At 68.4% G+C, this 13,253-nt stretch carries 12 protein-coding genes; 5 read left to right on the top strand and 7 right to left on the bottom strand.

Going from position 1 to position 13,253, the window contains the following annotated elements:
• Positions 1–18 precede the first annotated feature (18 nt).
• From ON23_RS35270 to ON23_RS35285, 4 genes are all read left to right on the top strand, one after another.
• A complete protein-coding gene (locus tag ON23_RS35270; protein ID WP_039784200.1) occupies positions 19–450 on the top strand; it encodes a nitroreductase family deazaflavin-dependent oxidoreductase in 432 nt (143 codons plus the stop codon).
• Between the two features lie 199 nt (positions 451–649).
• Entirely contained in the window at positions 650–1,669 is a 1,020-nt protein-coding gene (locus tag ON23_RS35275) for a TerC family protein (protein WP_039784202.1), read from the top strand.
• A gap of 56 nt (positions 1,670–1,725) precedes the next feature.
• On the top strand, positions 1,726–2,244 hold the full coding sequence (locus ON23_RS35280) for a UCP032817 domain-containing protein (protein ID WP_051043791.1): 519 nt from the start codon (positions 1,726–1,728) through the stop codon (positions 2,242–2,244).
• 220 nt (positions 2,245–2,464) lie between these two features.
• Complete coding sequence (locus ON23_RS35285) at positions 2,465–3,373, top strand: slipin family protein (RefSeq protein WP_039784204.1); 909 nt, start codon at positions 2,465–2,467, stop codon at positions 3,371–3,373.
• A gap of 120 nt (positions 3,374–3,493) precedes the next feature.
• On the opposite strand, the gene ON23_RS35290 is transcribed toward ON23_RS35285, so the two are convergent.
• The 5 genes from ON23_RS35290 to ON23_RS35310 all read right to left on the bottom strand — a co-directional run bounded on the left by ON23_RS35290 (position 3,494) and on the right by ON23_RS35310 (position 8,412).
• Positions 3,494–5,257: an SDR family oxidoreductase gene (locus ON23_RS35290; RefSeq protein WP_373282279.1), complete on the bottom strand. Its 1,764-nt coding sequence runs from the start codon at positions 5,255–5,257 to the stop codon at positions 3,494–3,496.
• A 30-nt stretch (positions 5,258–5,287) separates the two neighbouring features.
• Positions 5,288–6,397 (bottom strand): PDR/VanB family oxidoreductase, encoded by a 1,110-nt coding sequence (locus ON23_RS35295; protein WP_039784207.1) that lies wholly within the window; start codon positions 6,395–6,397, stop codon positions 5,288–5,290.
• Positions 6,394–7,296 (bottom strand): metal-dependent hydrolase, encoded by a 903-nt coding sequence (locus ON23_RS35300; RefSeq protein ID WP_039784210.1) that lies wholly within the window; start codon positions 7,294–7,296, stop codon positions 6,394–6,396. The genes ON23_RS35295 and ON23_RS35300 overlap by 4 nt, the downstream gene beginning before the upstream one ends.
• Positions 7,297–7,424: 128 nt before the next feature.
• Positions 7,425–7,886 (bottom strand): hypothetical protein, encoded by a 462-nt coding sequence (locus tag ON23_RS36425; protein WP_051043792.1) that lies wholly within the window; start codon positions 7,884–7,886, stop codon positions 7,425–7,427.
• A 208-nt stretch (positions 7,887–8,094) separates the two neighbouring features.
• The gene (locus ON23_RS35310) at positions 8,095–8,412 is read right to left on the bottom strand and encodes a winged helix-turn-helix transcriptional regulator (protein WP_051043794.1); all 318 of its coding nucleotides are present in this window, start codon (positions 8,410–8,412) and stop codon (positions 8,095–8,097) included.
• Between the two features lie 51 nt (positions 8,413–8,463).
• Between ON23_RS35310 and ON23_RS35315 the strand changes: the two genes are divergently transcribed.
• Complete coding sequence (locus tag ON23_RS35315; protein ID WP_039784215.1) at positions 8,464–9,216, top strand: SDR family oxidoreductase; 753 nt, start codon at positions 8,464–8,466, stop codon at positions 9,214–9,216.
• A gap of 76 nt (positions 9,217–9,292) precedes the next feature.
• Here the strand turns inward: ON23_RS35315 and ON23_RS35320 are convergent, their stop codons facing one another.
• Both ON23_RS35320 and car read right to left on the bottom strand, forming a co-directional pair.
• The gene (locus tag ON23_RS35320) at positions 9,293–9,487 is read right to left on the bottom strand and encodes a hypothetical protein (protein WP_039784217.1); all 195 of its coding nucleotides are present in this window, start codon (positions 9,485–9,487) and stop codon (positions 9,293–9,295) included.
• A 132-nt stretch (positions 9,488–9,619) separates the two neighbouring features.
• Positions 9,620–13,096: a carboxylic acid reductase gene (gene car, locus ON23_RS35325; RefSeq protein ID WP_039784219.1), complete on the bottom strand. Its 3,477-nt coding sequence runs from the start codon at positions 13,094–13,096 to the stop codon at positions 9,620–9,622.
• Positions 13,097–13,253 lie beyond the last annotated feature (157 nt).

Genomic DNA, 13,253 nt, shown 5'->3' on the forward strand with positions numbered 1-13,253 from the left:
CCTGATCGGAGGTGTGGGATGGCTGATTTATTTTCCACCGCGTTGCGGGCTCATCAGTGGCTCTACGAGAAGTCGGACGGGTACGTGGGGCACCGGCTGCTGTTCGGAAATCCCACCCTGCTGTTGCGGACCGTGGGGCGCAAGACGGGGCAGCCGCGGACCAGTGCGCTGACCTATGCGCGCGACGGTGAGGACTATCTGGTGACGGCGTCCAACGGCGGGTCGCCGCGGCCGCCGGGGTGGCTGGCGAATGTGAAGGCGGCGCCCGAGTGTGAGATCCAGGTCGGGCATCGGCGGATTCCGGTGACCGCGCGGCCGACGTATCCGGACGACAGCGACTACGCGCGGCGGTGGACGCTGGTCGACAAGGTCAACAAGGGCCGGTACACGCAGTATCAGAAGATGACCGATCGGCCCATATCGGTGGTGGTGCTCAGCCCGCGGAAGTGACGCGGGCGGCGGTCGGACCGGTCACATTCGTCCGGATCGCTTGGTTTTCGGGCAAAGGTTTCGCTATCCTCGCTTCCGAGGGGAGTACTTCCCAAGCGCCACACCGGTCAGTACGGATTCCGCCGTCGGGATCCCCGGATGGCCACCCGGATATCGGGTGAAGGAGACCTCGGGTGCTTACGCATACCCGAGGAGACCTGTGAATTCGTCCGTTCTCGCAGCCGAACAGCTGCACACCATCGGTAGTCCGTGGCTGTGGGTCGCCACCATCGCCGGTGTGCTGGTGCTGCTCGCGCTGGACTTCGTCGTCACTCGTAAACCGCACGAGGTGTCGATGCGGGAGGCGGTCGGCTGGACCGTGTTCTACCTGGCGTTGCCGGTCGCGTTCTTCGGCATTCTGTGGGCCGGATTCGGGTCGAAGCCTGCCACGGAGTTCATCACCGGTTATCTGCTGGAGAAGTCGCTCTCGGTGGACAACCTGTTCGTCTTCATGCTGCTGCTGGCGGCCTTCGCGGTCCCGGCGGTGCTGGCGCAACGGGTGCTGCTGTTCGGCATCGTGGGCGCGCTGGTGCTGCGCGGCATCTTCATCGCCGTCGGCGCGGCCGCGCTCGCCTCGCTGGACTGGGCGTTCCTGCTGTTCGGCGCGGTTTTGCTGCTCACCGCGCTCAAGCTGATCCGCGACGCGGTCACCGGGCAGGAACAGGAAGTCGACATCTCCCGGATGCGCTCGGTGCGCCTGATGCGCAGGCTGATGCCTGTCACCGACGACTACCGCGGCACGAAGATGGCCGTGCGGGAGGCCGGCCGCCGCGCCCTGACCCCGCTCGCCCTGGTGGTCACCGCCGTCATGGCCACCGACCTGGTGTTCGCCATCGACTCGGTGCCCGCGGTCTACGGCGTCACCGGCGACCCGTACCTGGTGTTCGCCACCAACGCCTTCGCCCTGCTGGGGCTGCGCGCCCTCTACTTCGTCCTGCAGGCGGTTCTGGCGCGCCTCGTCCACCTCGCCTACGGCCTGGCGGTGATCCTCGGCTTCATCGGCGTCAAACTCGTGCTGCACTGGGCACACGGTTACTGGGATTGGCTGCCGGAGATCCCCACCGCCGCCTCCCTGCTGGTGATCGTGGTGGTGCTCGGCGCGGTGACCGTGACCAGCCTGCTGGCCACCCGGGGGGAGAAGGACGGCGACTCCGCCACCGTCGACACTCCCGCTCGATAGGAAGCACGCGGGCACCGGAGTTGTCCCGCACCGAAAATCCGACATACCGTGGGCCGGTGCTGTCCCGCTTCCGGCGTATCGATCCGGTCCGCACTCGGCGCGCCGCCGATGCGCTGCGATTGCCGGAGGCCGTCTTCAAGACCTGCCCCTGCCAGCCGCGAGATGTGGTGGAAACCGGTCTGCGGCATTGGTTGCGGTGCTGCGGTGCGGCAATGGCCGACGACCAGGTGATCGGAATGCCGTCCCATGCCGTGGACGAGGCATGGCACGGTTTGATCCTGTGCACCGGGCGATATCGCGACTTCTGCGATGCCTCGTACGGCCGGTTCCTGCACCATTTCCCCGAGGGAGACGGCTACGGCGGCGGCAGCGGTGTGCCGATGGCGACTCAGCTCGGACGCACCGTCGTCGCCTGGTCCATGGTCGCCGCCCCAGGCGAGAAGTGCGTGCTGTGGGATCTGGATGCCGTTGTGGGAGTGGAGAATCCGTGGGGCGTGCCGCCGGAGCGGGTCGCCGAGGTGGAAACCGCCCTGGGTGAGATCGCCGGGGGCGCACCGCACCGCTCCCCTGGGTAGCGGCGGGCCGGATCCGCCCCGGGCGCTCTGCCCGGAGACAGTGACCGCCATGCCGGTCGGCGACCGCGAATCGGTGAACCGGTTGTTGCGCAGCCCCGGCTGCGATCCGGCCGGTTGCTCCCGCCCGAAAGCGTGATAGCCCGCTCGGCGCAACGGTGCCATGATCGATGGCAGGAGCCCGGTCGCGGGCGTGCCGGGCGTTTCGCATGGTGGTGACGCTATGGACGTTGCGACGTTTGCCGCATTCATCGTGGGGGCCGGGGCGGTGTGTGTCGGAGTCGCGTTCGGGACCGGATTGCGGGTGGTGCAGCAGTACGAGCGCGGGCTGGTGTTCCGGTTCGGGCGGGTGCGGGCGGTGCGTAAACCGGGGTTGCGGGTGCTCATTCCGTTCGTGGACAAGATGCGCAAGGTGCCGATGCAGGTCGTGACGATGCCGGTGCCGGGCCAGGAGGGCATCACGCGTGACAACGTGACCGTGCGGGTCGACGCCGTGGTGTACTTCCGGGTGATCGACCCGACGCAGGCGGTGATCGAGGTCCAGGACTATCTGTTCGCCGTGGAGCAGGTGGCGCAGACGTCGCTGCGCTCGATCATCGGCAAGAGCGAACTCGACGATCTGCTGTCCAACCGCGAACAGTTGAACAAGGGCCTGGAGTTGATGATCGACAGCCCGGCCCTCGCCTGGGGCGTGCACATCGACCGGGTGGAGATCAAGGATGTGGCGCTGCCGGAGTCGCTGAAACGGTCGATGTCGCGGCAGGCGGAGGCCGAGCGCGAACGCCGCGCCCGCGTCATCACCGCCGAGGGCGAGCTCCAGGCCTCGCGCAAGCTGACCGACGCCGCCGAACGCATGGCGACCGCCCCGGCCGCGTTGCAGTTGCGACTGCTCCAAACCGTCGTCGAGGTTGCGGCAGAGAAGAATTCGACGCTGGTCCTCCCGTTCCCGGTGGAGCTGCTGCGTTTCCTGGAACGATCGACGCCCGCGGAAGCGAGCGCGCCGCCGGCCGACACTTCCACCGAGACCGAGAACACCGCCGATGCCACCCCGGACCCGAGACCACTACGTGTCCAACCGCCCTGGACCGAGGCGGCACGGACACCGCAGCAGAACCCGGCCCATCCGGAGTGAATGCCGCAGTCTCCTGCCGCTGCGGCATGTGATCAGGTGCGAGGCATTCACACGCGGGACGGAGCGCTCGCCGCGCCACCCGGGAGCGGCGAGCCGGACTACGCTTCGCGCGAAAGCCCCCTACGTCAGCTTCACCCGCGCGGCCACGAAGCGGTGCAGGGCCGGGGCCAGTCGACTGAAGTGGTACTGCAGGTGGGCTTCCGGGGTGACGGGGACGATGTCGCGGTGGCGTTCCACGGCGCGCACGATGCGGTCGGCGACCTTCTCCGGGCCGTAGCCGCGCTTGCGGTACAGCGCGTCGTAGCGGGCCTGCTTCGCGGCCTCGGCGTCGTCGGACAGGCCCGAGAACTTCGTTGTCGCAACGATATTCGTGTGCACGATGCCGGGGCAGATGGTGTGCACCTCGATACCCTGGCCGGCCAGTTCGGCGCGCAGGCAGTCGGAGAACATGAAGACCGCGGACTTGCTGGTCGAGTAGGCGCTGAAACCCTGCTGCGGGCTGTAGGCGGCCATGCTGGACAGGTTGACGATATGTCCGCCTAGTCCCCGCTCGGCCATGGCGGCGCCGAAGGTGCGGCAGCCGTTGATCACACCGCCGAGATTCACCCGCAGCACCCGGTCGAATTCGGCGGCGGAGGTGTCGAAGAAGTCTCCGGCTTGGCCGATGCCGGCGTTGTTGATCAGGATGTCGGGCACGCCGTGGGCGGCGATCACCGCGCTCGCGTGTTCGCTCATCGCCGCTTCGTCGGAGACGTCGACGGCGTAGGCGTGGGCACGGCCGCCGGCCGCGGTGATCAGTTCGACGGTCTCCTTGGCGGCATCCGGATTCAGATCCGACAGGACGATCTCGGCGCCGCGACGAGCGAAGGCCAGCGCCGTTTCCCGGCCGATACCGCTGCCGCCCCCGGTGATCACGACCAGCCGATCCGTGAACGGCCCGGCCTGCGCGCCGACCTCCGCGCGGCGCAGCGTGCGCGGATACTCACCGGTGTCGACGGCCGTGGCGAGTTCGGTGGCCGAGGTGGCCAGCAGCTCCGGATGGGAGAACGGCAGCCAGTGCCCTCCCGCGATCTCGCGCCGGAACAGCCGGTCGGTCCACTTCGATGTGTCGTCGTAGCCGGCCGGGCGCACCGCGATGTCGCGGCGGGCGATGATCAGCTGCACCGGAACCTCGGTGTGCCGCTCGCGCGGGCCGAGCATGCGCGGCAGGATGTTGGCGCGGTAGATCCGCATCCCGTCGAAGAAGTCCTGGCGGAACGCCGGGCCGAGTTTCACGTTCTCCGGCGAGGTTTCGTTCATCAGCCCGATGAACCGCTTCCACACCTTCTCCGACGACAGCGGCCGCATCACCGCCTTGTTCAGGCCCGGGGTCATGAACAGGAAGGTGTAGGCCGAGGAGAGCAACTGCGTGGCCGGCCCCCACACGGCGCCGCGGCCCATCCGATCGCGGGTCCACTTCGCCAGGTGGTCGAGGTTCGGGCCGGACACCGAGGTGAACGAGGCCACCCGGGTGGCGGCCTGCGGTTCGCATACCGCCTCCCACACCTGGACCGAACCCCAGTCGTGGGCGAGGACGTGCACCGGCCGGTCCGGGCTCACCGCGTCGGCGACCGCGTAGAAGTCGGAGGCGAAGCGGTCCAGGCCGTAGTCCTCGGTGCGGTCGGTGCGGGTGGAGCGGCCGTGACCGCGGGTGTCGTAGGCGACGACGTGAAAACGCCCGGACAGCTTGGGAATTACGCGATCCCACAGGTGATGGTCGTCGGGCCAGCCGTGTACGAGCAGCATGGTCGGCGCTGCGGGATCGCCGTATTCGTAGACGGCGATATCGAATTCACCGTTGCGGACGAAGTGTTCGGAGTCCGGAACGGGGGCGGTGTCGGTCACGAGAATCTCCTCGGAGAGGGCAAGTGGATGTCAGAGGTCGAGCACCAAACGCTCACCGGCGCAGCGTGATACGCAGATGAGCAGTTCCCCGTCGGCGCGCTCGCCGGGGGTGAGGACGGTGTCGCGGTGGTCGGGCTGTCCGTCGAGCACCCGGACCTTGCAGGTGCGGCAGAAACCCTGCCGGCACGAGTAGGCGATATCGGGCCGCACGCGCAGCACTTCGTCGAGCACCGAGCGGTCGGCGGGAATGTCGAGCACCTCACCGGTGCGGGCGAGTTCGACGCGGAACGGCTTTCCGTCGACCACCGGCGCGGCGGAGAAGCGCTCGGAATACAGTTCCACGCCGGGCATGTCGCGCACCGCCGCGGCGATAGCCGAGGTCATCGGGACCGGTCCGCAGCAGTAGACCGAGGTGTCGACGCCGACGCCGGGCAGCAGATCCGCCGCCGTCGGCAGACCTCCGTCGTCGTCGGTACGCACCGTCACCCGGCTGCCGAAGGATTCGATGTCGGCGAGGAACGGGATGGTGTCGCGACTGCGGCCGGTGTAGACCATGGTCCAGTCCACGCCCAGCCGATGCGCCATCCGCACCATCGGCAGGATCGGCGTGATCCCGATGCCGCCCGCGACGAAATGCACACGGGCGGCGGAGGATCCGTGGCCGGGCAGGACGAACGGGAAGGCGTTGCGGGGCCCGCGGATCGTGACTTCGGCGCCGACCCCGAGTTCGTCGTGCACCTCGACCGAACCACCGAGCCCGCCCGGTATCCGGCGCACCGCGACCCGATAGTGATACCGATCGGCGGGGTCACCGCACAGCGAGTACTGCCGCAACCGGCCCGAGGGCAGTTCCAGGTCCAGATGGGCGCCCGGTCGCCAGGTCGGCAGCGCGCTGCCGTCGGTGGCGCGCAGCACCAGGCTCACCACGTCGGCGTCGTGGGCCTCGATCCGCCGCTCGACCACCCGCACGCGCAGCCGGCCGCTGTCGACCGCGCCGGTCACCGGACGCCGGTGGATCAGCGACGCCCACCGCATCCGCGCCTCGGCGACCGCGCCGATGATGCGGATCGGCCGGTCCGAACCGTGCCCGCCGTAGAGGTCGGGCGGTAGTTCGGCGGGGACGGACCTGCGGGTCGTCACGACGCGAGTGCCTGTGCCGCAGGCGATTTCGCCAGATACGCGACGGCCTGCGCGGTCGATCCGACCGAGGCCGGGGTGTATCCGGGCTTGGCCACCGACAGCGCCGACCACAGCAGCGAGGGAATTCCGGGCAGCGCACCCCGCCACATCGCACCGAGGGCCTTGCCCACGATGCGCGGATACCCCATATTCGGCAGCTCGGTGTCCTGGTGCACCAGGTACTTCGTGCCACGCAGCAGCAACGCCACGAAGATCGGGAAGGTGATCGCCATCAGCGTGCAGCGGCGCAGGTAGCCGACCTCGAAATATGCGGCGACATCGTGCGCCACGAAGCGGTGTTCGACCTCTTCGGCACCGTGCCAGCGATACAGGTCGAGCATGTTCGGCGCGGCGTCGAACCGCTCCAGATCGGCGTTGATGATCCAGTCGCCGAGGAAGGCGAAGAAATGCTCGAGGGTGGCGATGAAACCCAGCCGTTCGACGAGGGTCTGGAACTCCTCGCGCGGCGTCTGCCCGTCCCGCGGCCCCAGCGCCTTGCGGAAGATGTATTCCATCTGCCGCGCGTAGTTGTCGACGTCGACGCCGTGGGCGCGGAAGACCTGCTGCAGCGAATCGTTGTGGGTTTCGGCATGCATGGCTTCCTGCCCCATGAAGCCGATGACCTGTTCGCGCAGCTTCTCGTCCTTGATCAGCGGCAGCGCCTCGGAGAAGGTCTGGATGAACATCCGCTCGCCCTCGGGAAGCAGCAGGTTGAGCGAGTTGAACACATGCGAGGCGATGGGTTCGGCGGCCAGCCAGTGCAGGGGCGTGGCTCGCCAGTCGAACTGCACGTTGCGCGCGTGCAGCGCCACCTCACCGGGATCGCCCACGCCACGATTGCGCATGGGAAGTAACTTCATCGGTACTCCTGGTCGTCATCTCGGCCATCGGTTCCGGCAGCACCGGCACCGTTGCTACAGCAGCGTAGCAATTATCGGACGGTAAGCGACACCTTGAGTACCACATAAATTCTGACCGCCGGAGCGGATCAGCGCGGGGTTCTCGGCCAGGTGTAGGTGTGGCCGTCGGCATCCACCGTGGTCACCTTGGTGAAGACATTGCCCGGCCGCGCGACGTCGGTCAGCGTGAGATGCACTTTTTTGGTGACGTACTTGCCGGCGGCACAGTTGGGATCGCAGGTGTTCTCCCGCTCGACTCCGTCGCCCTGCGCCTGGTCCGGCCCCCAGCTCTGCCACACGATCTGTTCGACCTGGGCGCCCAGATCGGCGCAGGCGAGGATCATGTTCTCCGGCCGGACCGCCGGCTTACTGAAGGAACAGTCGATAACTTCCGGGACCGTACCGGTGGTGGTCGCCTTCGGCGCGACCGAGTCGGCCGGGCGGGCGTTGCCGGAGTCGGACGAGCCGCAGCCGGCCAGCATCAGCAGGGCGGCAGCCGCGGCCGCGCCGAACAGCGGACGGCTGCCGCGCCGAATCGTGTCACCGTTCATGTCAGTCCCCAGATCTCGTCGAACTCCACCCGCCGCCCGTGGGCGTGTCTCACAAACCTAGTGGATCGATTCGGCGGGCGGGCGCTCACAGCGCCTGGCGCACCTGCGCAATCCACAGCCCTCGCCAGACCGCCACGGTTCCGCCGGGAAACCCGGTACCGATTCCGGCCCGCGACCCGTCCGGGTCGAATTCACGGGGCCGGGCCGGCTACTCGCCCACCGTCGCGTCCGGATCGAGGTGATCCGTCGCCCACGCCCAGAGCGGTTCCAGCGCCCGCACGAGTTCGATTCCGGCCGTGGACAATTCGTAGGCCTTGTCGGCGCGTTTGACGATCACACCGGCGCCTTGCAGGGTCTGCATGCGCACCGAGAGCATGCTCGAGGAGCAGTTGTCCATACGCCGGCGCAGTTCGAGGAAACCGAGCGGTCCCGGCGCCAGTTCCCAGACGACGCGCAGCATCCAGCGCTGCCCCAGCAGTTCCATCGCCGCCTGCGGGCCGCCCCCGCGCTCTCTTGCACTTCTCATTTCGAACCACCATAGTGATTCTGAAATAGAAGCAACGAGTGGGAGTACCGGGTGGATTCACAACGCATCGTGTTGATCACCGGCGCCTCCCGCGGTATCGGGGCGCAGACCGCCCGGATTCTCGCCGGGCGCGGCGATCACGTCGTGCTGAACTATCGCGAGAAGCGCAGGCGGGCAAGTGTTCTCGCCGATGCGATCGCGGCCGACGGCGGCGTGGCCACGCCGGTGGGCGCCGACCTGTCCGATCCCGAGGCGGCCGCGGCCATGATCGAGGAGATCCGCACCCGGTTCGGGCGGCTGGACGTGCTGATCCTCAATGCCTCCGGCGGGCTCGAACACGGCGCGGCGCCCGATTACGCCATGACGATCAACCGGGACGCCCAGGTGCGGCTGGTCCGGTTGGCACTGCCCCTGCTGGCCCCGGGTGCGCGCATCGTGTTCGTCACCAGTCACCAGGCGCATTTCCACGGCCGCAAACCCACCCCGCCGGACTACGAGCCCATCGCGCTGAGCAAGCGGGCGGGCGAGGACGCGCTGCGCGCCATGGTCGGCGAATTCGATTCGCGCGGTATTGGTTTCACGGTCGTGTCGGGCGACATGATCGAGGGCACCATGATCGTGCGCCTGCTCGAACGCCGCGATCCGGACGCGGTGGCGGCGCGAACCGAACACGGCGCGCTACCGACGATCGACGAGTTCGCGACCGCGATCGCCGATGCCACCACGGCCGACACCGAGCCCGGCCACACCGTCTACGTCGGCGGGGCCGACTATCTGACCACCGCGCCCGATCCGGCTACCTGAGCGCCGGATTCGGAGGCGATACCGCCACGGCCACGCTCCGACCCCTCGCTGCGAAGCGACCACCGTTCGCGGACGCTCACCCGTTGGCGTGGTCGAACCACCGGTACGGGATCGACCAATCCCATTCGGCCTCGGCCGCTTCGGCGTCGCGGTAGTCGTCCACGTGGCATTCGTTCAGGAAGACCGGAACCATCGCGCCGAATCCCGCACCCAGTGCGGACAATCCGTCCAGCACACAGCGCCACAGAGCGGACTTCTCGAGTCGGTGCACCGGAATCGACCTCCTTGTCGCACTCGGCGAACACTCGGGGCGACGCGGTCACCCTCGGCCCTTCGCCGACCAACGCTGTGGGGCAAAACGGTACGCCCGGCAGGGCCCGGCCGTGTCCGGTTTCGGCAATCTTCACAGCAGACCCGCGGCGGTCAGATCCCGGACGTATTTGCCGATCAATTCCCGGCTCAGATGCGGGATGTCGCCGTCGGGACCGGTTCCCGCCGCGCGCACCGCGGCCCGGAACCGCTCGGCCGGCAGCGCCGATCCCGCAATGGCCGGGGCCGGGCGGCCGAAGGCGTGCAGCAGCGGCAGCACCGAATGCCGCCGCTGCCGTTCGGGCAGGGCACGCAATGCGGTCTCGAAGCGCGCCAGCCAGTCGGCGTAGTCGGCGATGCGAGTGATGCGGTGACCGTCGTCGACCAGCCAGTCGACGAAGGTGTCCAGGCCGATGCCGTCGTCGTGCGGATTGAGCACATCGAAGGTCTCGAATCCGCTGTCGGCGCCGGGACCGAGCGCGGTGATGGCGGCGGCGGTGAAACCCGCGGGCAGGCCGTCGTAGTGACCGCGGGCGCGACCCCCGTCGGCGGCAGGGCGGTAGAACGATTCCGGCGCGAGACCGGTGGCGAGCACGCTGAGCAGCAACCGCGTGAACATATCGGGCAGATTGAACTGCCCGGCGTATTCGCTGTGCGCGAGGATCATGTCCGACCGGAAGACCGCGACCGGCAGCCCGCACAGGTCGTGCGCCTCGCGCAGCAACACCTCACCGGCCCATTTGCTGTTGCCGTACCCGTTGGCGTAGCCGGTGTCGATGACCCGCTCGGGGCTGATCTCGCGAATATCACCGTCCTCGGTGAAGTGGTCGACCTGGGAGGCCACCGCGACGGTGGACAGATAGGCCACCGGTTTGCGGCGCGCGGTGACGGCCAGGCGGACGACCTCGGCCGTACCGACCACGTTCGGCCCGAACAGCTGGTCGTAGGGCAGAACGTGATTGACCAGCGCCGCCGGGTGCACCACCAGGTCGACGGTCTCGGCGAGTTCGCGCCACCGGTCCTCGTCCAGTCCGAAATACGGTTCGGCGATATCGCCCGGCAGGACGGTCAGCCGCCGTTGCGCGAGCTCCCGATACCGTTGCAGCAGAACGGGATCGCCGCTGTCGAACGCCTCGTCCAGGCGCGCCCGCGCGGTTTCGGCGTCACGGCCGCGGATCACACAGATCAGGGTGCCGTCACAGGCGTCGAGCCGGTCCAGCCATTCCAGGCACAGGAACCGGCCGAGGTAGCCGTTGGCCCCGGTCAGCAGCACCGTGCGCGGCGGGGCTGACGCGGACGGCAGAGACTTTGCGGCGGTGAGGGTTTCGTGATCGATGAACGCGTCGAGGGTCAGATCCGCGGCCCGCACCCACGTACCGTGCCCGTGCACGCTGGTCAGCGTGGGGCGCCGACCGCCCTCGTTCCGTTCGGTGTCGATGTATTCGGCCAAGCGCCGCAACGTATTCGCCGGATGGACGATGGTACCCACCGGCACCTCCACGCCGAACAGTTCGGTCAGCAGATTCGACAGCGACAGCGCCGACAGCGAATCGCCACCGAGGTCGGTGAAATGCGCCTCCGGCCGGATATCGGTACTCGCGCAGCCCAGCAGGGCCCGCGCGGCCCGGCCGACCGTCTCCAGCACAGGGCGGTCCGCGGCGCCGCGACGCAGGGCGGCCAGCTCGTCGGCCTGTTCCCGCGACAGTTCGGCGTAGAGCTGCTCCAGACGTTCGCCGTAGCGCTGCTTCAGCTTGGGCCGCAACAACTTTCCGATCCCCGACAGCAGGCCGTTGTCCTGGGTGAACGGTTCGGTCTCGAGCAGGAAGTCGCGCGGAATCTCGTAACTGTTGAGCCCGGCCTCCTTCGCCAGCTCCTGCAGCGATTCGGCCAGTGCCGCACGGGGTTCCGGGAGCGTCAGCGCCTCCTCGGTCGGCACGATCACCGCGAGCAGGTAGGCGCGTTCGCTGCTGCCGTAGACGAAGATCTGGCGGATCAGCGCACTGGTGGAGAACACCGATTCCAGCTTCGCGACGGTGACGAACTCGCCCTGCGACAGCTTGAGCACGTTGTTGCGGCGATCGACGTAGACGAGATGGTCGGGACCGAGTTCGGCGACCACGTCGCCGGTGCGGTAGAAGCCGTCCGCGTCGAACATCTCCGCGGTGATCTCGGGGCGTTTGAAGTAGCCCGGGAACATGGTGGTGGTCTTGAGCAGCAGTTCCCCCCGCGGATGCGGCTGGTCGGTGCCGAAGTAGCCGAGTTCGGGCACGTCGACGAGCTTGTAGTCCAGCACCGGTGGGCGCCGGACCTTGTTGTCGACGATGACGCTGCCGCCGGCCTCGGTGGAACCGTATCCGTCGTGCAGGCCGATGCCGAGGACCGATTCCATGAAGGCGCGCATCTCCGGCGCCAGCGGCGCACTGGCACACATCGCGCCGAGGAAGCGGCCACCGAGAAGTCGATCGCGCAGTTCGGTTTTCACCTCGTCCTCGACGACGCCGCGCTCCCCGCCGGCCGCGATCCGGGCCTCCACCTCACCCTGGTGGTGTTGCAGCAGCATCTCGCAGACGCGCGGCACGAAGACCAGTTCGGTGGGCCGGGTCAGCTCCAGATCCTCGAACAGCGTCGACATATCGCTGCGTGCGGTGAAGTAGGCGGTGCCGCCGCGGGCGAGCGTGCCGCCCAGTTGCAGCCGCCCGGCCACATGGCTGAGCGGCAGGTAGTTGAGGGTGATCGCGGGCACCGGCGCCTTCGCGGTGTACAGCCACATGGCGGCGGCCAAGCGATCGGTGTACATGGCGCCCTTGGGCGTTCCGGTGCTGCCGGAGGTGTAGACGAGCAGCGCCAACGGGTCGTCGCCGGGCGCGCTCGCGAGCGGTACGGCCGGTAGGGCGAGACCGCGCTCGAGGAGATCGCGCAACGAGTCGATCGTGATGTCGCGACCGGATTCGGCCAGACGGGAACGCGCCGCCGCGACCGCCGCGCGTTCGTCATCGTCGTCGGCGCTGTCGAAGACGACCAGCTGCCCGATCGTCGCACTCGCGAGCGCGGCCTCGACGGCGGCGTCGAGCAGTTCGGCGCTGCAGGCCAGTACCCGCGCCTCGGTCTCGGCGATGATCGAAACCCATTGAGCGACAGCGGCGGTGGCCTGCAGCGGCACCGCGACAGTGCCGAGCCGCACGCCCGCGAGGTCGACGGTGACGTAATCGCTGCTGACGAATCCGACGGTGCACACGAAATCCCCGGCCCGCACCCCGGATGCCTGCCAGGCACTCGCCAGCGCACCGGCGCGCGACCACAGCTGCCGATAGCTCAGCGTTTCGAAGCGCGGCAGCAGCCGCCGCACCCGGCGCCCCTCGGCATCGACGACGATCTCACCGGCCCGCTGCCCGACGGCCGGACGGTCGGCGTAGGCGGTCACGACCGTGTCGACCAGTTCGGCGAACCGCAGCCCGGGGCGCGCGAGTGCGGCGCTGACGTCCGCATCCGGCCAGGCCGCGCGCACCTCGTCGTCGGCCATCGCCGCGGCGAGGCGCCGTTTACGCTCGGCCTTCTGCACGTCATCGGGCATAGGTAGGTCTCCCTGGGTCGTCAACCGGCGGACGAGTCGTCGCCCGCGCGCCACTGTAGCGCGCATCACGGTTAACTTAGCTCCGCTAACTACCCGTTCGTCAAGCCTTCGCGGCAACAATTCGCTACACCGTGACGGAAACGCCTACTCACATGTG

This window comes from Nocardia cerradoensis NBRC 101014 (assembly GCF_000308535.1).
In the GTDB taxonomy this organism is placed as follows: domain Bacteria; phylum Actinomycetota; class Actinomycetes; order Mycobacteriales; family Mycobacteriaceae; genus Nocardia; species Nocardia cerradoensis.

Excerpts from the sequence above, each read along its gene's own strand:
- ON23_RS35270 (WP_039784200.1), top strand. The coding sequence starts at position 19 with ATGGCTGATTTATTTTCCACCGCGTTGCGGGCTCATCAGTGGCTCTAC.
- ON23_RS35285 (WP_039784204.1), top strand. The coding sequence starts at position 2,465 with ATGGACGTTGCGACGTTTGCCGCATTCATCGTGGGGGCCGGGGCGGTG.
- ON23_RS35300 (WP_039784210.1), bottom strand. The coding sequence starts at position 7,296 with ATGAAGTTACTTCCCATGCGCAATCGTGGCGTGGGCGATCCCGGTGAG.
- ON23_RS36425 (WP_051043792.1), bottom strand. The coding sequence starts at position 7,886 with ATGAACGGTGACACGATTCGGCGCGGCAGCCGTCCGCTGTTCGGCGCG.
- ON23_RS35310 (WP_051043794.1), bottom strand. The coding sequence starts at position 8,412 with ATGAGAAGTGCAAGAGAGCGCGGGGGCGGCCCGCAGGCGGCGATGGAA.
- car (WP_039784219.1), bottom strand. The coding sequence starts at position 13,096 with ATGCCCGATGACGTGCAGAAGGCCGAGCGTAAACGGCGCCTCGCCGCG.